This window comes from Avibacterium sp. 21-599 (assembly GCF_026226765.1).
Classification (GTDB): domain Bacteria; phylum Pseudomonadota; class Gammaproteobacteria; order Enterobacterales; family Pasteurellaceae; genus Avibacterium.
Genome location: NZ_JAKKOB010000001.1, coordinates 137,286 through 162,848, shown reverse-complemented (window position 1 = coordinate 162,848; position 25,563 = coordinate 137,286). Strand labels below are relative to the sequence as shown.

The following is a 25,563-nucleotide window of genomic DNA, read 5'->3' as shown; positions in this document are numbered from 1 at the left end:
GAAAAAGAAAAGACAGCCTTAAGCTATCTTTCCTTTATTAATTTATCTTTACCCTTTATGTTTCATTGCAGGGAAGAGAATTACATCACGGATTGATGGTGCATTGGCGAAGAGCATTGCTAAACGGTCAATGCCAAGACCTTCTCCAGCCGTTGGTGGCAAGCCGTGTTCAAGTGCGGTAACAAAATCGTCATCTTTAAACATCGCTTCGTCATCACCGGCTTCTTTTGCGGCAACCTGTGCATCAAAGCGTTCAGCTTGATCTTCGGCATCATTTAATTCTGAGAAACCGTTACCAATTTCACGTCCGCCAATAAATAATTCAAAACGATCGGTAACCTCTGGGTTTTCATCATTACGACGTGCTAATGGTGAAATTTCCGCTGGATGAGCCATTAAGAAAGTTGGTTGAATTAAGTGATGTTCTGCCACTTCTTCAAAAATTGCGTTTACGATAGAACCTAAGCCCCAAGATTTTTGTACTTCAATGCCAAGTTTGGTTGCCAATACCTTAGCGCGATCGAAATCATAAAGATCTTCTTTCTCAATGCCTTTATCCGCACCGTATTTTAAAATTGCTTCGTGCATAGTGATACGCTCGAATGGCTTACCGAAATCAAATTCATAGTCGCCATAAGGAACAATTGTGGTACCGAGAATGTCTAGGGCGAGTTTGCGTAATAATTCTTCGGTGTTATCCATTAAATCGTGGTAATCCGCATAGGCTTGATAATATTCGATCATCGTAAATTCTGGATTATGACGTACAGAAACCCCTTCATTACGGAAGTTACGATTTAATTCAAATACACGTTCAAACCCACCTACAACAAGGCGTTTTAAATAAAGTTCTGGGGCAATACGTAGATACATATCAATATCTAATGCATTGTGATGGGTAACAAATGGACGGGCAGCAGCACCACCAGGGATCACTTGTAGCATAGGCGTTTCTACTTCAATAAAGCCTTTGCTGATGAAATACTCACGCATTCCAGCAATCACTTTTGAGCGAATAATGAAAGTGCGGCGTGATTCTTCATTAGAAATCAGATCCAAGTAGCGTTGGCGATAACGCATTTCTTGATCGGCTAAACCGTGGAATTTATCGGGTAATGGGCGTAGTGCTTTGGTTAAAAGTTGTACTTCTGAGGCGCGAACGGTCAGTTCATTGGTTTTGGTTTTAAATAATGTGCCTTTAACCCCAACAATATCGCCTAAATCCCAGTTACCGACATCATCAGCATAGACGCCTTCTGGCAAATTATCACGAGCGATATAAAGTTGAATGCGTCCGCTCATATCTTGCAAGGTAACAAAGGTCGCTTTACCCATAATGCGGCGTGTCATAATGCGCCCTGCCACTTTCACTTCCACATTTTGGGCTTTTAGTGCTTCGCCTTCTACTTCATCATATTGTTGATGCAAATCCTGTGCGAGCGCATCACGGCGGAAGGTATTGGGAAACGCATTGCCTTTTTTACGCAATGCGGTCAATTTTTCACGGCGAACTCGCATTTCACCATTTAAATCTAATTCTTGAGTTTGTTCTGTCATTTTGTTTTACCTTTAAATTTTATTGTTATCTACACAACCGTTTATGAGGCAAGGTTAAAATCGTTTAGTCAATCTAGTTTTGTGAATAATCAGATGTTTCTTTCTTTTTTAATAAGAAAAACCTGAGCATTGGTGATGTCAGAAAAGATCTTGATTTTTTATCTAACGATTACAAACCAGCTTTTAAGCTTGCCTCAATAAATTTATCTAAATCACCATCTAACACGGCTTGCGTGTTGCGGTTTTCAACCCCTGTACGTAAATCTTTAATTCGTGCATCATCAAGCACATAAGAACGAATTTGGCTGCCCCAACCAATGTCGGATTTATTATCCTCCATAGCCTGTTTTTCGGCATTTTGTTTTTGCAATTCAAGTTCGTACAATTTGGCTTTAAGCTGTTTCATTGCTTGATCTTTATTCTTATGTTGCGAACGATCATTTTGACATTGCACCACAATACCACTTGGAATATGGGTAATTCGTACCGCACTTTCTGTTTTGTTCACGTGTTGTCCGCCAGCACCAGAGGCGCGATAGACATCAATGCGTAAATCCGCAGGATTGATATCAATATCAATGTTGTCATCAATTTCAGGATAAACAAAAGCGGCGCTAAAAGAAGTATGACGACGATTATTCGAATCAAATGGACTTTTACGTACGAGACGATGAATGCCCGTTTCTGTTCTCAGCCAGCCGAAAGCATATTCGCCTGAAACACGGATCGTTGCGGATTTTATCCCCGCGACATCACCGTCAGAAACTTCCATCAATTCGGTTTTAAAGCCTTTACTTTCAGCCCAACGTAAATACATACGTAATAACATTTCTGTCCAGTCTTGTGCTTCTGTTCCGCCAGAGCCTGCTTGAAGATCGACATAGCAATCTGCCGCATCATTTGCGCCACTAAACATACGGCGAAACTCAAGTGCGGCTAATTTTTGTTCTAATTCATCGAGTTCTGCCACCGCCTCATTGAAGGTGTCTTCATCTTCAGCTTCAATGGCAAGTTCTAACAAGCCCTCTACATCTTCCAAGCCTTGTGTTAAATGTTTAATGGTATCAACCACTGCCTCTAAGCTCGCACGTTCTTTGCCTAGCGCTTGGGCTTTTTCTGGCTCATTCCATACATCGGGCTGTTCTAGCTCTGCATTGACTTCTTCTAAACGTTCGATTTTGCTATCAACGTCAAAGATACCCCCTAAGGGTTGCCGTACGTTCAGCAAGATCGGCAATTTTATTTTTGATTGGGTTAATTTCAAACATAAATTCAGTTCTATATGATTTTTAATATAAGAGCCGAATTATATGCTATTTTAGCCCAATTTGGTAGGTCAATTATGTTGAAAGCCTTTTCCTATTAGCTTGTTAATGGGGCTTGTGATAAAATCTGCCGTTCGCAAGGAATGAATATCAGGAAACAAAAAATGAAGAAAATAATTACCGCACTTTCGTTAGCGACTTTGTCTGCTTATGCGCTGGCTAACGATGCTCAAATTGAAAGCCAATTAAAAAAATTGGGGATTTCGCAAATGGAGATCAAATCTTCTCCGCTTTCAGGAATTAAAACAGTCATCAGTAATGAAGGCATTTTTTATACCTCTGAAGATGGCAAATATGTGCTACAAGGGCAACTATACCAACTCACTGATAAAGGTCCAGTAGATTTAACAGGAAAATTTTTACTTGATAAATTAAACAGTTATAAAGATGAAATGATTGTTTATCCAGCAAAAAATGAAAAATATGCGGTAACTGTATTTATGGATATCACTTGCCATTATTGTCATTTATTGCATCAGCAAATTCAGCAATATAATGATTTAGGCATTACCGTGCGTTACCTCGCGTTTCCTCGTGGTGGATTGAATAATAACACGGCAAAACAAATGGAAGCCATTTGGCAGGCGAAAGATCCTGTGTATGCCTTAAATGAAGCAGAAAAAGGCAATTTGCCGAAAACCTTGAAGAATGTGGATAGAGTAAAAAAACACTATGAGCTTGGTGTACAATTTGGTGTGCGCGGTACGCCTAGCATTGTTACGCCGACAGGCGAGCTGATTGGGGGCTATTTACCACCAAAAGAATTATTAAACGCGTTGCAAGAAGAATAAGCGCGGTAAAATTTTTTGTTGGGGGCTATGTATTCCCCCAAAATAGCAAGAGTGAAATCCATTAATTTGATATGAACAAAACAATCCAACGCCGTCCTATTAGCTCAGAACAGCCTATTAGCGATCATCCTTTGCTTGATCGCCTTTATCGTGCGCGTCAAATAAAAAATTCGCAACAATTAGACCGCACTTTAAATTCAATGCTTTCTCCCCACAGGTTATTTGGTATGCAACACGCGGTAAATGTGTTGGCACAGGCTCGGGAAGCGCAAAAAAAGGTGGTCATCGTTGGGGATTTTGATGCGGATGGTGCAACCAGTACAGCATTAACCGTTGTGGCGTTACGTCAGCTTGGCTTTCAGCAAGTAGATTATCTTGTGCCGAACCGTTTTGAACAAGGTTATGGCTTAAGTGTTGAGGTGGCGAAATTAGCTTTGGAAAAACAGGTAGAGGTACTTATCACCGTAGATAATGGCATTTCTTCCTTTGAAGGCGTCGCCTTTTTAAAAGCACAGGGCGTACAAGTGGTGGTAACCGATCACCATTTACCTAGCGAAACCTTGCCGGAAGCTGATGCCATTGTAAATCCTAATTTATCACAATGTGATTTCCCGTCTAAATCTTTAGCAGGCGTTGGGGTTGCTTTTTATGTGATGTTGGCGTTGCGCGCCAAGTTACGTGAACAAGGCATATTTGATAACAAAAGCCAACCCAATTTTACTGAGTTGCTTGATTTGGTGGCGCTTGGCACCATTGCTGATGTGGTGCCATTAGATCAAAATAATCGTATTCTCGCTTATCAAGGCTTGCAACGTATTCGTGCAGGACGTTGTCGCTACGGTATCCAAGCCTTAGCAGAAGTGGCTAATCGTGATATGAGCCGATTTAGTGCATCAGATTTAGGCTTTGCTATCGCGCCTCGTTTAAATGCAGCGGGTCGGTTAGATAATATGTCAGTCGGGGTCGAATTACTTTTAGCACAAGATATGCCTTCTGCACGGGCATTGGCATTAGAGTTAGATGGGCTTAACCAAACACGTAAAGAAATTGAACAAGGAATGAAATTAGAGGCGCTAGAAATTTGCCGAAAATTGACCGCACTTACTCCGCCATTGCCAACAGGTATCGTGCTTTATCAAGCAGATTGGCATCAAGGTGTGCTGGGCATTTTAGCGTCAAGACTAAAAGATCAGTTTCATCGCCCCGTGATTGCTTTTGCCCAAGATCAGGAAGGCATTCTTAAAGGCTCAGCGCGTTCTATTGAAGGATTACATATTCGTGATTTATTGGAGCGCTTACATTCTCGCCATCCAGATATGATTATCAAATTTGGCGGACACGCAATGGCAGCAGGGCTGAGCATTCAAGAAGAAAAATTTAGTGATTTCCAACGACTATTTAATGAAGTTGTAACGGAATGTTTAGATGAGAAAGATCTGCAAGGTGTCGTGTGGACGGACGGCGAACTTGAGCCACAATTTATGAATTTAGATACGGCAGAGCTACTCAAGCAATCAGGGCCTTGGGGTCAAGCTTTCCCTGAGCCTGTCTTTGATGGTGAATTTAAACTCTTACAACAGCGTTTAGTGGGCGAAAAGCATTTAAAAATGATGGTTGAACCAATCAATGGTGGAGCTTTATTTGATGCCATTGCATTTAACGTAGATACCCGTTATTACCCTGATCTTTCATTAAAAAAAGTGAAACTCGCCTATAAATTAGATGTTAATGAATACCGTGGGCAGCGTAATATTCAGCTCTTGGTGGATTATATTGAGCCATTGGCAGATTGATGGTGTATAAAATGTGGCGGCTACTTTTTTTCTTTATGATGCTTGGTGTGAGCCAAATAAGTTGGGCTGAACCCCTTGAACAGCCTAAGTTACATATCAGCCAATTTGAAGAAGGGCGTGATTATTTTTCTTATCAGGAGCCATTAGTGATTCCCGCTCGTGCTGATCATAAGATTTTAATTCAATTTTTCTTTGATTATGATTGCCGTGTTTGTTCTGTGGCGCAGGATATTCTTAATTTATATAGCCAAATCAATCGTGATCATATTGTACTCACGGAGATTCCCGTTGCTACAACAAAAGCGAACTTAACGGCAAATATTTTTTACACCTTACAGCAAATGAATGCAGAGAATGTTTCTGATTTATTGTTGTTTGAAAGTTCTGAAAAAAAACGTTATACCGAATTAGCTCATTTTCCTACTTTCTTAAAATGGCTTGCACAACAACATATTGATACAGAAGAATTTACTAAATTGTATCATTCGGTTAATGTCCGTTTACAAGTAAAAGATGCCATTCAACTGACGGAAGAATATGGGGTATTTACTTATCCTTATGCCATCATTAATGGCCGTTATGTGCTGACCGCAAGCACCCTTTATAACGATGATTATAGCTTTGCCGTGTTAGATTTTTTAATTAACAAATTATTACAAGAGAAACAATGATGAAAATTGGAATTGTCGGTGCAATGGCACAAGAAGTGGCGTATTTATCTGCCCTAATGGAAAACCAAACGACAACGCAAATTGGTGGCGCAACCATTTATCAAGGTATAATTAATGGCAAAAACATTGCCTTATTGCAATCAGGTATAGGAAAAGTGGCAGCTGCAATGGGAACCACTGCGCTGTTGCAACTTGCTAACCCCGATGTGATTATCAACACAGGCTCGGCAGGTGGGGTTGCAGCGGGATTAAAGGTGGGCGATGTAGTGATTTCTACCCAAACAGCTCACCACGATGCGGACGTTACCGCATTTGGCTATGTCAAAGGTCAGCTACCTAATTGCCCCGCACGTTTTAATTCTGACGAAAATCTCACCGCACTTGCGGAAAAAGTGGCACTTGCGCAAGGGCAAAAAGTGCATAAAGGCTTAATTTGTTCAGGTGATAGTTTTATCCACGGCGGAGAGCCTCTCGCACAAATTAAACAACATTTTGCTGATGTAACAGCGGTAGAAATGGAAGCCGCCGCCATTGCCCAAGTGTGCCACGCTTTCAACGTCCCTTTTGTGGTGGTTCGTGCAATTTCTGATAGTGGCGATGGGGAAGCGAGTATGTCCTTTGAAGAATTCCTTCCTCTCGCCGCCAAGCAATCTTCCGCAATGGTTGTGGCGATGATTGATGACTTGTAATCATTTAAGCCATAACAGAAAGACGACAGTAAGAAGCCTTAGTATTTTTATATGCTAAGGCTTTTTTAATTCTGTGCTTTTAAAAATGGCAAGAGTAATAAGGCAATAAGAAAGGCGCAACAGGAAATCACCACAAAAAAACCGTTCCAATGAAAGTGTTGCATAATAATGGCTAAAGGATAGCCCGATAATGCCGCCCCTAAATAAGCAAATAAACCAATAAACCCCGTAGCGGTGCCAGCCAGTTTTTTATGGGAACATTCCGCCGCTGCCATTCCAATGAGCATTTGTGGACCAAATACAAAAAATCCGATAGAAAAAAACACCGCACTTTGCAAAATAAACTTTTCTTGCACCATTAACCACAATGCTAAAATAGAAAAGAAAATACCAATCGCAAATAACAGAGCCATAGGGCCACGATTGCTAGAAAATAATTTATCAGATCCCCAACCAGCAACTAACGAACCCAAAATACCGCCAATTTCAAATAGCGAAATAACACTGTTGGCAGACACCAAATCATAATGATATTTTTCAGTTAAATAAATATTTCCCCAGTCGTTAATGGCTGTTCTGACAATATAGACGAGGGTATAACTGAGTGCCAAAAGCCAAATATATTTATTTAACAAAACGTAGCGATATAATATTTGTTGCCAGCAAAGATCTTTTCCTTCTTGTTCTTGAATTAATTCTAATTGATCCTTTCGCCATTGCCCAATGCTAGGTAGACCAAGAGATTCAGGGGTACCTCGTAACCGCAGGGCAAGGAATAGGGCAATAAAAAGCGTGATGATCCCAGCAATAATGAATCCATAACGCCAACTATAATGCAAGGTAACATAGCCAATAATTAAAGGGATTAATGCCCCACCCACATTGTGTGCAGTGTTCCATACCGACCACCAAGCGCCCCGTTCTGTACGAGAATACCAAGTGGTGAGCAATTTAGAACAAGCAGGCCAACCCCAGCCTTGAAACCACGCATTGAGAATCCATAAGCTCATAAACACGAAGAGTGAACTTGATAATCCAAAAAAGATATTTATAACGCCACTAAAAAAGAGACCAATTGCCATAAAATAGCGTGGATTAGTGCGATCAGAAAACATACCAGATAAAAATTTAGAAATGCCATAAGTAATATAAAAGGCGGTGGTCATCATTCCAATATCATTTTTATCAATGCCTAAATCAGAAATCAATGCAGGAACAGCATAGTTAAAACTTTTTCGAGTAAAATAAAAACCGGCATAGCCAATATACATCACAAACATTAAATGAATGCGCCAATATTGGTAACGTTGGTTGATTTGTTGCAGTGTTTCTTTATTCATTAGTTAATCCAAGGTAATTCTACAAAAATACCTGTGCCACTCTGCTGGTGTTTTGTCCATTTTACAGAATGAATCTCAAATTTTCCGCCTAACATTGCAACACGTTCTTTCATTCCTTTTATACCTAATCCACTGTGGTTGATTTTAGATAAATCAAAACCAATGCCGTTGTCTTGAATATGTAATGTGATTTTTTCATCAATGTTCACATTAATAGTGATTTTTGTTGCACCCGCATATTTTTTTATATTATTTAATGCTTCTTGACATAAACGATATAACGTAATTTCAAGTAAATGAGAAATCACGCGATTTTTCGGATTATGACAATGCAAATAAATATGCGTATTTTGGCTTGCAAAATCTAATTCAATAAAAAGATTTTGTAAGGCTTCTTGTAAGTTGAGGTCATCTAAGATACGTGGACGGATTTTATTAATAAGTCCTTTAATACTATCGTAAATATTTAAGGATAATTGCTCAATAATCTGTGAGAGTTTTTCGTATTCTGGTGTTTTTCCTATCCGTTTTAAAATACTCGCTTGTGTTCTAATAGCCGTGATATTTTGTCCAATTTCATCGTGTAATTCTCGTGAGATTTCCTTCCTAATTTCTTCTTCACGATGAATTAATTGCTGGGTTAAATATTGGTTTCTCAGCAATTCTTGGCTTAAATGCTGATTTAAATCTCGTTGATGTTGAATGCCTAAGCCAAGGAAAATGCCTGTAATGGTTTGGGCAGAAAGGGTGAGCAATAAATCGGTTAATTCTACATTAGAAAAATGGTGAGTTGTACTAATCAGCGCCAAACTATTCAATAAGATCCCTAGCAAAGCGCCTTGCCAACCATAACGAAAAGCCAGCAAAATAATGGGTATGGCTAAGAAAAAGAGTGAAAAACGATTAAAAGATTCAGGTAAATCAGTCTGGATATAAATATTTAAGAGGAATAATAACAAATAAATAATAATAGGTTTCGATCTTAAACTGATGGGTTTTCGGATAAGGCTTGAGGTTAAAGGTAACCATTTTATTTCAAAAAGAAAATAATAAATTAAATAACAAATTGGAATAATTAGCACCGCACTTGAGAAACTGACAAGAAAGGTGAAATAAAAATGCGCTGTACTCATAAAGTAGAGTGCGTTGATTAGGCTGAGTAAGGTAATTAATAAACCTTGTAATAATAGACAGCGTAATTGACTTCCAAAATAGTATTTCTTAAATATAAACAAGATAGGTATATTCAATAACCCTAGTAAGACAATAGAAACATAATTATTGGCAGGAAAAGCAATAGAGAGTAAGAGTAAAATGCTATATTCAGCAAGATAAATAGCAATCCAATATTTTAGTTGTGTGTGAATGAGAATACCAATGCGTAACGCAAAAGGAAAAAATAAAAAAGAGAGCAGTGGATCATCTAATAAATAATTAGAAATAATCCATAAGCAAAAATAGGCTGGGGCAACAAAAAACCAGCTATATATAAAAGAGAAAAGGGTATTCATTTTATCCTTTACTACGGAATAAATTGGCTAATTCAACATTATTTTTAACATTTAATTTACTCATCGCATTGGCACGATGAACGTGAACTGTTTTTATACTCAGGGATAAATGGATCGCAATGTCTTTTACATTACGCCCCTCGGCAAGTAATTCACAGACTTGTTGTTCCCGTTTGGTCAAGTGTGCCAGAGGATGCTGAGTTGGCGTAGAGAGCAGTTTCAAGGTTAATTCTGGCATTAAATATACCCCTCCAGCATAAACGGTGCGTACCGATTGGATTAATTCGTCTGGGCTACAACGCTTGCTTAAATAGCCTTTTGCACCTAATTCAAGGGCTTTTTTAACAATAAATTCTGAATCATTGACGCTGAGCATAATGCAGTGAATGCCTTGTGGAATATCAGCTAATAATTCTAACCCACCTTCATCAGGCATAGAAATATCCATAATGCACACATCAGGTTTGAGGCGTGGTAAATTTTGACGGGTTTCTTTTGCTGAACCAAATTCACCGACAATACGCATATCTGGTTCTAAAGAAAGCAGTTGCGAGAAGCCTGAACGCACCACGAGATGATCATCAACTAACACGATATTAATCATTTTGTATCCTAGCCATAAGGTATTAAGCAAAGCGGGAGAGCATTGTACTCCAATAAAAAAATTATGCAGTGAAAATTACACTGCATAATTAATATTGTTGTGAAAAGAGAAAGTGCGGTGAAAAATTATGCTATTTTTTCAAGCGACGAATTTTCTTCTCTTCTGCAATTGCCACAAAAGCAAGCAATACCATACATACAATCGCAGAGGTATTTAACGCGGCAAAGGTTCCAGCCCAGCCGGTTAAACCAAAGATAGGGGTACCATCTGCGATCATACCCAAACCGAGTTTTGCAAAGCTATCGCCAATCAGATAAGCAAAGGTACCTTTAACTCCATCCGCAACCGCAATCGCTTTTTTCGGCACAAAGCCGACCGCTGCAACGCCGATCAATAATTGCGGTCCAAATACCAAGAAACCAAGTACGAATAATGAGATTAAGTACATATATTCGTTGGTTGCAAATTGATAAAACTCAAGGGTAAAGACAATTAAAATCAACGCAATACAAGCAGTTAATCCACGTCTTCCATTAGCTAAATCAGATAAATATCCCCATAAAAATGTGCCGACTAATGCCCCCACTTCAAATAGCGCAAAACCAGAAATAGCGGCATCTTTTGAGAACCCTAATTCTTGGTAGGCATAAACAGGCGACCATTGATCGATACCAATGCGTACGATATAAAGGAAAATATTGGCAAAGCAAAGTAACCAAATCACCTTATTTTTTAAGATATAACGCACGAAAATTTGCCATTTAGTGAGCTGTTGCGCTTCGGCATCACGATCTTCTTCACTAATTTCTTCGCCAAATAATTCTTCTGCTGTACCTAGTCCATAAGCTTCAGGAGAATCTGAACCATAGCGTAACCCTACAAATCCCACGATCAACGCAATAATAGAAGGGAAAATAAACATTCCGATAACGTGTCCATCAAATAACACGTTCGCCCCAAATAATGCCACCCCAGCGGCAGCTGCGCCCCCTACGTTGTGCGATAAATTCCAAAAACCAAGGAACGAGCCACGTTTTTTACGCGGAGTCCATTTGGTAATGGTGGAATAACTTGAAGAGCCACCTGTACTTTGGAAGAAGCCACTGAGTGCATAAAATGCAACCATTAAAAATAATGCGACACTACCCCCGCCCATACTCGCACTAAAGCCGATCATACAAAGCGCAGAAAGAATGAGCATAAAAGGAACAAACTGTTTTGTATTTTTGCCGTCCGCATAATAAGAAACAAGGGTTTTCCCAATCCCGTATGCCACAGAAAAACCTAACCCAATCATACCGAGTTCAGTTTTAGTTAGTCCGTAGGTTTCGATCATATCATTTTGTGCAACGTTAAAATTCTTACGAATCAAATACATTGCCATATAGCCAATAAAGACAACCAAATAAGATTGCATAAAGGGTTTAAACCACATTTTGCGGCGTTCTTCCACGGGAAGATTGAGTACAGGTTTTCGTACCTGTTGTAAAAATTTGAACATAATTTCCTCAATATAAAGTAAAAAAGTGCGGTTAAATTTTAATAAGATTTTGCTTTTCTGCCTTGAGATGAGCGCTTAGATGAATTAGGAAAATTTCTTAGTTTTACGCTGTTTTGAAGATTTTTGTGAGATAGATCACATTTTTGCTACGACTTAAAAGAATTGCGGAGAAATTAGCAAAAAAGAGGTTGTACTATGTGTATAACATTGTTGTGAAATGAGGCTTTTCTTTTTATTGAGGGCTTATTTCATATATTGCTACTACTAAAGTAACAGACGTAGTTAATTTCGTATTTTACCTTGCAAAAACGTTTGCTATTGGCTAGGCTTACAATTATTCCATTTAGCTTTTCTATATAAAAACTGATGTTTAGATTCTTTTATTTTACTTTTTTAGCGACTTATTGTTTTTTTCCTCTACTTTGCAGGGCTGTCACGGAACGTGTGGAAACACCTGAGGAAAAACAAATTAATGCAACGCAACAACAGCAACAAAATAACCTTAATTCCGCAATTCAGTCTCAACAAATTCAGCCGCCTCATATTCGTTTACAAAGCGACAGAATTGAAAAACAAGGTTTTCCACAGAGTGAAGCGCAATGTTTTCCTATCAAGCAAATTGTGCTAACTGATATTAACGCTAACGAAGAAAACCCTGAATTTATTCAACCAAGTCAATTTTCTTGGGCATTAAATGCGATTTATACAGAGGGGGATTTCTCCCTACCTGCTTGCATTGGCTCACAAGGGATTAATACACTTTTACGCCGTATTCAAAATCGCTTAATTGATTTTGGCTATATAACTACTCGAGTAGTTGTTGAGCCACAAGATTTGCGTTCTGAGATGTTAATTCTTACCCTCATACCGGGTAAAGTAGGACATATCCAGCTACAAGATCAAAGTGCAATTCCCTTTGCTACGAGAGGTACGCTTTGGTTTGCGATGCCAATAAAACAAGGGGATATTTTGAATGTGCGAGATATTGAACAGGGATTAGAAAACTTCAAACGTGTGCCAAGTGCTGATGCGAATATTGAATTACAAGCGACAGAAAATATCGGTGAATCGGATATTATCATTGCCTATAAACAAAAATTCCCTTTTCATTTCACCTTAGGGGTAGACGATTCAGGGACAAAAGCCACAGGGCGTTTACAGGGTTCCGCCACTTTTTCTTGGGATAATGTGACCACACTGAATGATATGTTTTATTTCAGTGCAACAAAAAGTTTTAAGCGCCATAGTGATGATGTGGAAGGAGATTATGGTAGTAAAAATTACAGTCTTTATTACTCGATTCCGTGGAAAAATTATTTGCTCAGCCTTTCTGGCTCAAGATACCAATATCATCAAACTATTGCAGGGGCTTTTGAATCCTATGAATATTCGGGAGAAAGTCGTCAAATACACGCTAATTTAAGTCGTTTGCTATGGCGCAATAGCGGTTCTAAAACTTATCTCAATGTTTCGTTATGGACAAGACAATCCTCCAACTATATTAACGATACAGAAATACAGGTACAACGTCGCCGTACCGCAGGTTGGGAAATGGGCATTAATCACACACATTATATCGGTAATGCAACATTACAACTTTCGGCTAATTATAAACGCGGTACAGGCGCTAATCGTGCCTTGCCAGCGCCTGAGGAAAAATTTGATGAAGGCACCTCTAGAATGCAGATCATCACCGCCTCTATTGACCTAAATTACCCCTTTACCTTAGGTTCTCAACCTTTTCGCTTCAATACCCATTGGAATGCTCAATGGAATCAAACACCACTGGTTCAACAGGATAAATTAAGCATTGGTGGGCGTTATACTGTACGAGGATTTGATGGTGAGTTATCTCTTTCAGGAGAGCGTGGTTGGGTATGGCGTAATGAACTTGCTTGGAACATTGCCAATAAAGGACAAGAATTATATCTCGGTATTGATCGAGGTATTGTTAGATCCTCCCAAGAAGAACTGCAACTGGGAGAGAGCCTCACTGGCGGTGTACTGGGTTTACGAGGTCGTTTATGGGGATTAAACTATGATTATTTTATTGGCATCCCAATTAGAAAACCTGAAGGGTTCAGAACCAGCCACTTAACAACAGGTTTTGCTTTAAATTACCGTTTTTAAATAAGCAGTACTGCGAGTAAACCAAGAGGAATATGGATGAAAATAAGGCGAAATCATCCATACTTGCAATAAGGAATCAAAGGAAACAAGGATGAATAAACAATCTTATCGCGTTATTTTTAGCAAAACGCTTAATCAGCTTATTGTCGTATCAGAGTTAGCTAGAACACAGGGAAAAGCGACAAGCGAAAATGTGGGAGCTGAAAAAACATCGCAAAATCTCACCGCACTTTGTTCTCAGTTTAGTTGGGTGATGAAACCTGTGCAATTTAGTATGATGGTGGCGTTGGGGTATGTCTATTTTTCAACCCCGGCGTTTGCCAATGAAATGGTAATTCGTGCAGATAAATCAGCACCGGCTAATCAACAAGCAACCATTTTGAAAACAGCCAATGGTTTACCGCAAGTTAATATTCAAACGCCAAGCCAAGCAGGCGTTTCGCGTAATACTTATTCTCAATTTGATGTCGCCGAGAAAGGGGCTGTACTGAATAATGCGCGCAAAGCAACGCAAACCCAACTTGCAGGCTGGGTACAAGGCAACCCTAATTTAGCCACGGGGGAAGCTAAAGTTATTCTTAATGAAGTGAATTCCAACAATCCTAGTCATCTCAAAGGTTATATTGAAGTTGCAGGTAAAAAAGCCGATGTGGTGATCGCCAACCCTTCAGGGATTCATTGTGATGGCTGTGGCGTGATTAATGCGGGGCGTTCAACCTGGACAACGGGTAAGCCTGATATTGCCAATGGCGAATTAAAAGGATACCAAGTCAAAGGCGGAAAAGTTAGCGTAACAGGCAAAGGGTTAGATAATCGCCAAGCGGATTATACCGACATTATCGCTGAGAAAGTGCAGCTTGATGGTGGCGTTTGGGCAAAACAACTTAAAGTTACCACTGGCAAGAATAAGGTAAACCGTACGAATGATGCCGTCGTTTATGTCGGCAATAAAAATAATGAAAAAAATGACCGCACTTTAAATGAAGGGCAAGAATATCGTGTCGATGTGGGGCAGCTTGGCGGAATGTATGCGGAACGCATTCAATTAGTGGATAACGGTACAGGGCTTGGTGTGCGAAATGCAGGGCATATTGGGGCTTCTGTAGGGGAAGTGCACATTGATAGTCAGGGGCGGATTGTTAATGCGGGAACGCTCAATGCAAACCAAACGATCAGCCTAACTACTGCCAATGATTTTGAAAACCAAGGAAAAATTGAAAACCTTCAAGGGGAAATTCGCTTTAACAGCCAATCCAATATCCAACAAATGGGTACTGTGGTTGCTCGTCAAGGTAATATTCAAGCCACCGCGAAAAAGGCGATAACACAGCGAGGAGAAACCCTTAGCAAAGGGCATATTCGCTATAACGCTGAGCGTGTCAATGCAAGTAAAGGGGCGGTCATTGCTGCGGGAGTAATGATTTCAGATCAAAATGGTAAAGAAGTCCGAACCCTTGAAACGCCTTCTGAACAAGGCAGCTCGATTCATATTACCAGTCGCGAAAAAACCACACTGCAAGGGCAAAATCTCGCTGCGGGCAAGATGCAAATTGATGCCAGTGAAGTAGATATTAGTCATAGCCAAACCACAGGGTATACGCTTCGCATCAATGCTAAACAGCAAGGCATTAAGGCCGATTCAGCAACCCTCACCGCCGCAGGCGATCTGCAATGGCGAACGCCTGCTCTGCTTTCTACCCAGCAAGCTGATGTTAAAGCGAATTGGATTGATACGCGAGCTATACAAATTAATAATCAGCAAGGACATTGGGCGAGCTTAAGCGATCGTGCAGTGAATTTAGCGCTTAATAAAGGCTTAAACAATCAATCGGGATTAATGTTAATTGGTGGGGATTTTATCCTTGAGCAACCATCAGCAGCATTGAATAATCAATATGGGCGGTTATTCAGTGCAGGCTCATTACAAATCAACGCACAACAATTAGATAATCGAGCAGGTATTTTGAGTGCGGAGAATAACGCGGCATTAACCCTAACAACATCAATTCAAAATCAAAAAATAGCGGAAACAGGGTCGTTAATTCAGGCGAAAAATACCTTAACCCTTACCGCACCATCTTTCAATAACACCAATACCAAACCAGTGGACAACGCCACACCGCAACAAGGTGTGATTGCGAAAAAGATTGAACTGAATGCTCAAAATCTTAATAATCAACAAGGAGGCATTTATAGTGTTGAAAATACGACCTTAAATGTCGCTCAGCAATTACACAATCAACAGGGCGAAATACTCTCACTGGGCAATTTAACCATTAACGGGACAAATGCAGGGATCGAAAATGCGGAAGGTGTGATCTCGGCTTCGACAAATTTAATTATTGAGGCAAATGGCTTATCTGGTGATGGGGATATTGAGGCAGACCATACCTCTCTCCGGCTAAAACAAGATTTTCACGCTGAAAACGATATTATCGGGCGTTCAAGCCTCATCCTTTCAACATTGGGTAATCTCATCAATCAAGCAGGGCTTTATTCTGAGGGAAATACCGTCATTCAAGCGGCAAATATTGATAATCAAAATCACGCAGAAATTCAAGGAAAATCTACCGCACTGACTGTCTCGGAAAATTTAACCAATCGCGGTCTAATTAAAGGCAGCGAAGAAAATATTATTAAAGCAGGGCAAACCCTGAGTAATATTGGTACAGGGCGTATCTATGGTGGTCACACCGCACTGCAAGCAAACAAAATCATAAATAGTGATGAATTACAAGCGGATGGCTCGATAAAATCTGCGGTGATTGCTGCTACTCAACGTTTAGACATTGCTGCGCCAGTGATTGAAAATACAAAAAATACCTTTACGCAAGATTGGGCGTTTAATGGCATTGGTGGCACATTGATATCAGAAGGACAAATTATTTTCGGAAAAAACCTTGACGCCAATCATCATGCTCAAGGATTAAGCGAAACCTTAATCAACCGCGGCGGATTAATTGAAGGAAATGGGATTCAGTTTGGTGTAAAACAATTGAAAAATGAGAATGCTCGCTTACGCACCAACCTTGACGAAGTCACCAACCAAGCGGTTAATGAACATTACTTAATTGTTGATGATCCTCAAATTGGGGAACGGATTAATTTCGATCAACTCCGTTGGCGTCCTTTTAGCCGAGCAGGGAGAGTGGTTTATAAAAATCAAGCGATTCCATCACGTCCGAAAGATGGTGGTATTGCCGGTTATATACTCCCAGCTCCTAATGAAGAAGCCTGTGCGAATGAGCAGACACGTATAGGGTGCGCTCCTGTTCCGCAAGCAATTTATACCAATCAAGATCCTGTTTGGGCAGCGTTCAATATCACCCCACCAGAAACGCCGGCCCCTGAATTGCCTGATTTATCAGGGCTTGATCCAACGTTAAAAGAGCCTGTTGAGCCGACTAAACCACGCAGACATTTTTTTAATCGCAATAGGTATGAGCAGGAACTCAAAGAATATGAAGAAAAAATGGTGGAATACCGTAAAGCGATGGCGGAATATGAAGTCAAGCTTATTGCCTATTCTGCCGAGATGAAACCTTATCTTGATTGGGTTAATGCCAATGCGGAAAAATTTGAACAACTTGATACGGCAATCCAAAAACATAACGCAAGTTTACTTGGACGTGAGTTTGCAGATTTTTGGGATGTTTATGTAACGCGACGCATTGAACACCAAACTAAAGTGAAAGAAACTCACCCAGGAAAAATTCTCAGTGGGGGCGATATTGGTTTTTCCGGTGAGGTTGAAAATAATCGTAGTCAAATCATCGCAGCGGGAGTCATTAAAAACACTAATGATACCACCAACCCAATTAACAATATTGAAGAAATTGGGATTACCCAAATTAATGATATTGGCAATCAAGAATGGACATACTCTCGTTGGCGTGGTGGATTTAAACGCTATCATCAGCGAGAATGGACGGGACGTTATGGCCATATGAGACGTACAGAAACCCCACTGGCATTAAATCAAGCTAGCGTGGAATCTCATACCACATTCACCCCAGAAGCAGAAAATGCCAATGTCACATTAAATAATGTCGCACTTACTTCTCATCAACAAGTGGGTAATGCCGCTGATCATAGCTTGCTGCAACAAAATGAGAATGAAATTAGGCACATTCAAGCTAACACCAGTTTGCCAACCTCAAGCCTTTATCGGATCAATCCAGAGGGACAAAAGGTATTAATTGAAACCGATCCGCAATTTACCAATCGCAAAAAATGGCTTAGCTCAGATTATATGTTCAATGCTCTACGCAGTGAACCGCAAAATATCTTGAAACGCTTAGGTGATGGTTATTATGAACAGCGTATGGTTCGAGATCAAATTAACCAACTTACAGGACGAATGTTCTTGGATAATCAGCAAGATCTTGAAAATCAATATAAGGCCTTGATGGATAAAGGGATTTCTTTTGCTAAGCAATTTAATTTAACCCCGGGTATTGCCTTGAGTGCCGATCAAGTGGCTGCACTCACCTCGGATATTGTTTGGTTTGAACCGCAAACCGTCACCTTACCAAGCGGTAAAAAGGTTGATGTGATTGCACCACGCGTTTACGTGGTGGCGAAAAAAGGTGATTTAAATGGTGAAGGGGCATTAATCTCTGCGAATGTGGTTGATTTACGCACTTCACATTTAAACAACCTTGGTACGATTGCAGGGCGAAAAATCGCCTTGTTAAACACAGACACATTACGCAACGAAGGAAATATCCTAGGAGGAAAAGTTGGCATTAAAACCACCGGTAATGTTGAGAATATTGGTGGGAAAGTCGAAGCCGAACAAGGGCTATTCATTGATGTAGGCGGGGATTTTACCCACCAAAGCACTGCCCATACCACAGAAGTGGAGCTATCTCATTTCAAACGCAATGAAACTACCCTCGCTCGCAAAGCCTTACTTTATGTCAAAGACAAAGAAGGGGTATTGCACTTAAATGCCAATAATATCTTGAGTCAAGGGGCCGATATTATTAATGAGGGACAAGGTAATACGATTGTTAAGGCAAAAAATGGACTAAATTTGACCGCACTTTCTGTTGGTTTTGAAGAAAAAATGGGCAAAGGCAATCATTACCGTAATGAAAAAGTGCAAGATGCTGTGGTAAGCACGATAAAAGGCAAAGGAAATGTATTGTTAAGTGGGCGAGATATTACCGCAGAAGGTGCTAAGCTAGAAAGCGAGGCAAAGCTTATGGCATTGGCAGAAAATAACATTGTGCTAAGCAGTGTAGGCACAGCACGAGAAGTTGAGGAATATCATAAAGTTCAGCGGCGAGGTGTTTTGTCGTCAAGAGCTTCTGAGAATTATTCCCATCGTCTCGCAAATACACACAAAGTTACGCATTTAACAGCTGGACAAATTGAGCTAAGTGCCAATCACGATATAGCATTTGAAGGTACACAAATAAATGCTGATCAATCTGTCATTGCCCGTGCTGGTAATGAACTGAATGCAAATGCCGTTACAGATACTTATGCCCATACCCAATGGGAAAAACACAAAAAATCAGGCATTACAAGCAGCCTTGAGGGAGGCATTGCGGCGGTGGGCTACCACAAAGAAAAAGTGCGTCAGCAGAATACGAGCTATGATGAAACAGTAAAAGGGGCAAGTATTAAAACTCAACAAGGTGATGTGATACTTAATGCAGGGGAACATTTGACTGCCACCGCGGTAGAAATTCAAAGCGGTAAAGACACTCATCTACAATCCAAACAAGTGGCGCTTAATGCGGCAGATGAGCAGCATTATGGTGAATCAGAATACGTTCGTAAAATGTCAGGTGTGGGGATTAATATGGTTTATGACCCATTAACCGTGGGGCGTAATAAATACCAAAGCCGTAAAGATTCTGGTATGGCAGATACTTTTGTCGGCGATGAGATTTCTCGCGCCGAATCCATTGCAGACACCGCTGAAATGGTGGGGCGTGGTGTAAGCCCTTATCTCAAACATCAACAAAATGAGGCATATAAAAATACGCATCAAACCTTAGCGAAAAGCGCGTCCATTAATACAGAAGGGAAATTGCAGGTTATTGCTAGCGCGGGGGATATCACCACGCAAGGCAGTCAAATTAATGCAGAAAAAGGGGCGGAATTTATTGCCAGTGGTTCAGTGAATTTTGATGTGGCAACAGACATTTATTCGCAAAATGCAGAAAAGCGTGCGAAAGGCTTTGAGCTAAATGGCTTAAATAAATATATTGCTGGGATGGGCGTTAGCCATGAAGATGGCAATCAAACCCGCCGAGAAGAGCGAGGGACGTTAATAACCACAGGGGCAGAGACCCGTGTTATTGCGCAAGGTGGCGATATTACAGGCAAAGGCTTAACGCTGATTAATGAGGGCAATACCCACCTTACAGCCAAAGACAATGTGGTATTAGATACGGCGAAAACCCTTTATAACCAAAGTCAAAAAGCAATGAGCCATTCAATTGGTGAAGTCGCCACCTCGGATACAGAGCGATTTTTTGGTTATCACCGTGAACGGCATAATCAAGCAGGCGACAATACCACGCACACAGGCAGCCGTATCCTGAGTTTGCAAGGCAATGTTGAGATTGACGCAGGTAAGGATTATCACCAAACCAGCAGTGTGGTGCTAGCTAAAGATAAGCTACGAATCATTGCCCAAAACATTTATGCGGATGCCGCGTTAAATACCGACAATCAATCTCAAAGTCAAAGTGATTTAAAAATCGGACAATTTACCCGTGTTAAATCGCCGATTATTGATTTAATCCAAACCGTGGAGCGCACGGTGAAAAATAAACATGCGTCAGACCGTGTAAATGCTGCCAATGCGGTTACCCTTGCCGCGCAAGGTTATCAGGTGGCAGACACTATTGCGAAAACGGTTACCCAGCAAGACGGTTTAGCCTATTTAATTCGCGTAGAATCAGGCACGGGCGTGGCACATAGCCGTCAATCACAAGAACGCCAAGCGCAAATTAGCCAAGGTAATGTGTTTAACGCCAAACAGATTGACTTGACGGCTACAGGCACAGGGGAAACGCTTGCCAATGGGGAGCAAAAGCGCGGTAATATTCATCTTGAGCACAGTGATTTAACTAGCCACGATGAACAAGGCAAACGCCTTGCAGATAGCCATATTACGTTGACGGCGTATGACACGCAATTACAAGCAGGTAAAAGCCATAGCAAAGAAAAAATGCGCGGTCAAAATGTGGGTGTTGAAGTGGGGATGTTTGCCCAAGCAGGACCACAAACGGGCGTTGGGGTATATGCCACTGTGGGTGGAGGCAGCCAAAAAAGGGATGCGGAACGCACAATGTATCACAACAGCCATTTAGACAGTGCGCAGATAACCTTTAATAACCAAAATGACCTGACACTCAAAGGGGCAACGGCGAAAGCCAATCGTATTGATGCCAATGTGGGTGGTAAGTTACAGATTGAAAGTATGCAAGATGAACAACACCTTAAAAGTAAAAGCAATCAAGCAGGTTTAAGTGTGAGTATCAGCTTTGGCAATGCGTGGGGTGGCAATATCGGCTTTAATGCGGACAGTAGTAGCGAACATTATCGTCAAGTAACGGAACAATCGGGATTATTTGCGGAAGAGGGAGGCTATCACGTTGAGGCAAATCAGGTTCACCTCAAAGGCGGTGCGATTGCAAGCCAAAATGCCAATAACAGTGAGCTTGCCACCAATCAACTGACCGTCGAGCATCTTCAAAACCATTCCTCAAGCCAAGCAATGAGTGGTGGATTAAGCTATGGCTTTAGTCATCAAGAGGGACATTATGAAGAAAAAGGCACAGGCAAAGTGGTTGAGGCACCCGCAAACAACCAAACTGCCGATAACCTCAGATGGGTGGATGAGAAAAATTCAAGTGGCTTTAACCCAAGTATGCCGATGTATGAAAGCCATCGTGACAGCAGCCTCACCAAGGCAACCATTACCGAGGGCAAGATTACCTTAAATAAAGATAGCCAGCCTATCCACAGCACAGCCACCGCGTTGGCAAAAACCTTGCATTTTAGCACCGCACTTGATAATGCCAATCCACAAGTGGAAAAACCAAGGGATACTCAAGGGCAGCTAAAAGAGCAAAAAGTTGTGAGAGAAGCAGTAAGCCAGTTGCAATCGGCATCCTCCACTTATGCCGCCAATCAAGCGAAAGCCGCACAGCTGGAAGCTGACCGCTTGCAACAAGAGCTAGCGCAAGCGCAAAGCAAACCACAGGCAACGCAAGATAAACAAAAAATTGCAGAAAAAACCACCGCACTTGCTAATACGTTAGAAAGACAAGAAAAGTGGAGTGAGAAAGGCGAATACAAACGCAACCTTGATAACCTCACCACTATTGCAGGTGGGATATTGGCAGGACAAAGCGGCGCACAGATTGCCACGACCCTTGCCTCGCCGACTTTAAATGAAAAAATTAAGGAACTCACTACAGACAGCAATGGCGAGGTGAATGTTCTTACTAACACCCTTGCTCACGCGGTACTGGGTGCGGTAGAAGCGGCGGCAGCTAAAGGCAATATCACCGCAGGCGCAGTTGCCGCTTCCGCCAGTGAACTTGCTGCCCCTGCCATCACCAAAGCTCTTGGCAAAGATAACCCGAACCAACTCAGTGCCGAGGAACGCCAAACTGTTACCGCCTTAAGCACCCTTGCAGGCAGCCTTGCGTCAGGCTTAACCGCCCAACAAAACGGCTCAGCGACCAACACGGTTAGTACACTTAATGCCGCAGCATTAGGTGGTGAGATTGGGAAACGGGCGGTGGAGAATAATTATCTCAGTGTACTTTCTCAAAAAAGACGTGATGACATTAGAGAGAAAATTAAAAATGGCAATGCGACTAAAAAAGAGATCGTAGAATATCTTCAATATGAAAAAGATGATCAAACAAGTGATTATTTAGTGGATAAAGCGCGTTATCGCCCAGAGGAGATGACACCGCAAGAATGGGCTGAATATGAAAATTACGCAAAACGTTACGTTTCAGAAAGCATACAAAACCGAGACATTCCTAAAAATATTGAGCGTAGCCTCAAAGAAATTCTTACGGGAAACTATTATAAAGGCTACGGTTATGCTTATGCGTTAGATGAAAAATATCGTTCATCTTTGCCAAGTCGTTGGTTCATTTCCGATTCAGATAAATCGGAAGAAGAAAGAATATATGAGCGCTTTAATGCAAAATATATCCAAAATCCAAGAACATTAAGAGAATCATTTGATGGGAGAGTAGCAGAATCAACGAAAGAGGGATTGGAGTTGGCTGCAACGCTATATACAGGAAATGTCTTAACAGGAGCTAGTTTAAATCTTATTAATAAGCTAGGTCCAGTAGGTAAACAAATTGGAATAACGGCAGAAAAATATCCATTACTCACCGATGTTAGTGCAACAGCACTAGCGAATACAGGTTATCAATTAGCTCAAGACAAACCTTATGATCCTTATAGCCTATTGCAATCTGAATTATCAACTATTTTGACTAGAGGAAAGAATTTAGGACAACAATTAAGCATCAATGTAGGAATAAGCACAATGGCAAGTGAAAATTCTGAGGATTATGGCTGGAATGCTTTGGGAGCGATAACTGGAACAGTGGGAATGAGGACTATGAGTAAAATTAAATTTAATGAAAATAATAATAAATTTTTAAAATCAGTTATTACTGGGGCCATAGCAGAAAGGATTGGCGATTCTAATAGTTTAAAAGAACAATATAAAAATATAAAGGGGACTAATGATGAACCTTTTAAAAAATAATAATTTTTATAAATCTTGGGCTGGGTTTTATATTGGAATATATTTTCTGCATCTTTTTAAATATATTTTTTTTATGGCTCGTGTTTATATTGATGATGGAGTTGTTTATTGGCAATGGGCTTTCTTGTATGAGAACTTAAGAGAAACTTTAGCCCTTTGTATTCCTGTTTTTATTATTCATTGGCTTTTGTATAAGTATGGAAATGGAAAATATAAGGAATAAAGAAATTAGATAGAATAAAGGAAAGGATAATGCTTTTATCTACTATATCTTTGTTTTTAAGTATGTTCATTTTATAACAAGATTATATGGAGAAAACGGCTTCTATAATAGTTTAAATAAATACCAAAAACATACTGTGATAGTATGTTTTATAAAAATAATGATATAAAGGAAATTAAAATTGAAAATGTCAAAGAATAAGATTTTTTATTTATCCAGCATTAAGATATTCTGCCTTATGTATTGTATGGTTTTTCTAAATATGTATTTTTTATGATTTATATTTATATAAAGGACAATGTATTGTTTTTTAGGAATACTTTCTTCTACGAAGCTTTAACAGTAACATTATCTATCTATATCTCCTACTTAATTATATATTGGATTTTATATAAATATGACAGTGAGAAATATAAGAAGTGAGAATACAGGCTATCAACTCATTCATGAAAATAATTATGATGTGAATAGCTTAATAAAATCGGAATTATCAACGGTTTTGACAAGAGGGAGAACGTTAGGTCAACAACTTAGCACAAATATTATTCTCAATACAGTAACGACAGAGAAACCTGAGGATTATGGTAAAAACGCGTTAGGGGCTGTAACGGGAACATTGAGTTCAAAATTTATTGGTCAGATTGGAGGAAAATATAACAATCTAATTTACACCTCTATTTATTCTAATTACGCTAGTGAGTATTTTGGAGAGTATAAAAACATAAAAAGCACCTTAACAAAGCAGAGGAACATATTAATGAAAGAAAAAAATAAATTCTATTTGGACTGCTTGATTTTTGCCATCTTATCATATGTGCTTTTTTTGGTTTATGATTTGCTTATAACTATATATGTATATATTAAATATGATTTTTTATATAAACTTCTCTTTTAAAAAAGCATTCAAAGCATGGATTTGTATAGCTCCTCTTACTCTACTCCTAAATTGGTTGAAATATAAATATGGAAAAAACAAGAAGTAAGATGTGAATGTAGTGGTGAACACAATAACAACTCAAAATATGGAGGGTTATAGTTGGAATGTATTTAGCGAAATAACAGGAACACCGTAGAATCCTGCAACCAAATAAAGTTGGTTTAAAAATCTATTTTTAAGTTCTCTTTCATCAGGATTTACAAGTGAAGTATTAAGTGATATAGAACAATTAAAAAATAGTTTAATAATATTTACAAGGTAGGATATGAGAAGAAATAATTTTTATATTTCATGTGTTATATATTTTATTTTTCTGTATTCTCTTTTTTTCTTAAAGTATATCCTTTTTATGATAAGAATATATGTAGAGGAGCTGTTTTTTTAATATGATAATTTAAAAACTACTAACAGGATCTAGTTTAAATCTTATTAATAAGCTAGGTCCAGTAGGTAAACGAATTGGAATAACGGCAGAAAAATATCCATTACTTACTGATGTTAGTGCGACAGCACTAGCGAATACAGGTTATCAATTAGCTCAAGACAAACCTTATGATCCTTATAGCCTATTGCAATCTGAATTATCAACCATTTTAACGAGTGGGAAAACGTTAGGACAGCAATTAAGTATTAATGTTGGAATTAGTACAATGGCAAGTGAAAATTCTGAGGATTATGGTTATGCATTTGGGGCGATAACTAGAACTTTGGGAAAT

14 protein-coding genes are annotated in these 25,563 nt (G+C 39.8%); 8 read left to right on the top strand and 6 right to left on the bottom strand.

Translation table 11 applies throughout. The features are described 5' to 3' along the window. Nucleotides 1–48: 48 nt before the first annotated feature. Both lysS and prfB read right to left on the bottom strand, forming a co-directional pair. The gene (gene lysS, locus L5B83_RS00775) at nucleotides 49–1,557 is read right to left on the bottom strand and encodes a lysine--tRNA ligase (protein WP_265777246.1); all 1,509 of its coding nucleotides are present in this window, start codon (nucleotides 1,555–1,557) and stop codon (nucleotides 49–51) included. A 169-nt stretch (nucleotides 1,558–1,726) separates the two neighbouring features. Further along, nucleotides 1,727–2,825 (bottom strand): peptide chain release factor 2 gene (prfB, locus tag L5B83_RS00770; RefSeq protein ID WP_265762133.1). Its coding sequence is split into 2 segments (ribosomal slippage): nucleotides 1,727–2,749 and nucleotides 2,751–2,825, totalling 1,098 coding nucleotides; the frame shifts between segments, so codons are not numbered across the junction. Between the two features lie 161 nt (nucleotides 2,826–2,986). On the opposite strand from prfB, the gene dsbC reads away from it, so the two are divergent. From dsbC to L5B83_RS00750, 4 genes are all read left to right on the top strand, one after another. Continuing rightward, on the top strand, nucleotides 2,987–3,673 hold the full coding sequence (dsbC, locus tag L5B83_RS00765; RefSeq protein WP_250350631.1) for a bifunctional protein-disulfide isomerase/oxidoreductase DsbC: 687 nt from the start codon (nucleotides 2,987–2,989) through the stop codon (nucleotides 3,671–3,673). A gap of 71 nt (nucleotides 3,674–3,744) precedes the next feature. After that, a complete protein-coding gene (gene recJ / locus L5B83_RS00760; protein ID WP_265762130.1) occupies nucleotides 3,745–5,466 on the top strand; it encodes a single-stranded-DNA-specific exonuclease RecJ in 1,722 nt (573 codons plus the stop codon). Between the two features lie 11 nt (nucleotides 5,467–5,477). After that, nucleotides 5,478–6,137, top strand: a complete 660-nt coding sequence (locus L5B83_RS00755; RefSeq protein WP_250364316.1) for a thiol:disulfide interchange protein DsbA/DsbL — start codon at nucleotides 5,478–5,480, stop codon at nucleotides 6,135–6,137. Beyond that, a complete protein-coding gene (locus tag L5B83_RS00750) occupies nucleotides 6,137–6,826 on the top strand; it encodes a 5'-methylthioadenosine/adenosylhomocysteine nucleosidase (protein WP_265778353.1) in 690 nt (229 codons plus the stop codon). Before L5B83_RS00755 ends, L5B83_RS00750 begins: the two co-directional genes overlap by 1 nt. A gap of 65 nt (nucleotides 6,827–6,891) precedes the next feature. Here the strand turns inward: L5B83_RS00750 and uhpC are convergent, their stop codons facing one another. The 4 genes from uhpC to uhpT form a co-directional block, all read right to left on the bottom strand. After that, nucleotides 6,892–8,166: an MFS transporter family glucose-6-phosphate receptor UhpC gene (gene uhpC / locus L5B83_RS00745; protein WP_265777245.1), complete on the bottom strand. Its 1,275-nt coding sequence runs from the start codon at nucleotides 8,164–8,166 to the stop codon at nucleotides 6,892–6,894. After that, nucleotides 8,166–9,677: a signal transduction histidine-protein kinase/phosphatase UhpB gene (gene uhpB / locus L5B83_RS00740; protein ID WP_265777244.1), complete on the bottom strand. Its 1,512-nt coding sequence runs from the start codon at nucleotides 9,675–9,677 to the stop codon at nucleotides 8,166–8,168. Before uhpB ends, uhpC begins: the two co-directional genes overlap by 1 nt. Before the next feature lies 1 nt (nucleotide 9,678). Continuing rightward, complete coding sequence (locus tag L5B83_RS00735) at nucleotides 9,679–10,281, bottom strand: response regulator (RefSeq protein ID WP_265777243.1); 603 nt, start codon at nucleotides 10,279–10,281, stop codon at nucleotides 9,679–9,681. A 130-nt stretch (nucleotides 10,282–10,411) separates the two neighbouring features. Then, nucleotides 10,412–11,782, bottom strand: coding sequence for a hexose-6-phosphate:phosphate antiporter (gene uhpT / locus L5B83_RS00730; protein ID WP_265777242.1), 1,371 nt, complete (start codon nucleotides 11,780–11,782; stop codon nucleotides 10,412–10,414). Between the two features lie 366 nt (nucleotides 11,783–12,148). On the opposite strand from uhpT, the gene L5B83_RS00725 reads away from it, so the two are divergent. From L5B83_RS00725 to L5B83_RS00710, 4 genes are all read left to right on the top strand, one after another. Beyond that, the gene (locus L5B83_RS00725; RefSeq protein WP_265777241.1) at nucleotides 12,149–13,912 is read left to right on the top strand and encodes a ShlB/FhaC/HecB family hemolysin secretion/activation protein; all 1,764 of its coding nucleotides are present in this window, start codon (nucleotides 12,149–12,151) and stop codon (nucleotides 13,910–13,912) included. Between the two features lie 91 nt (nucleotides 13,913–14,003). Further along, entirely contained in the window at nucleotides 14,004–23,687 is a 9,684-nt protein-coding gene (locus L5B83_RS00720) for a two-partner secretion domain-containing protein (RefSeq protein WP_265777240.1), read from the top strand. Next, on the top strand, nucleotides 23,665–23,910 hold the full coding sequence (locus L5B83_RS00715) for a hypothetical protein (RefSeq protein ID WP_265777239.1): 246 nt from the start codon (nucleotides 23,665–23,667) through the stop codon (nucleotides 23,908–23,910). Before L5B83_RS00720 ends, L5B83_RS00715 begins: the two co-directional genes overlap by 23 nt. Before the next feature lie 397 nt (nucleotides 23,911–24,307). Continuing rightward, nucleotides 24,308–24,805 (top strand): hypothetical protein, encoded by a 498-nt coding sequence (locus tag L5B83_RS00710; protein WP_265777238.1) that lies wholly within the window; start codon nucleotides 24,308–24,310, stop codon nucleotides 24,803–24,805. Nucleotides 24,806–25,563: the final 758 nt, after the last annotated feature.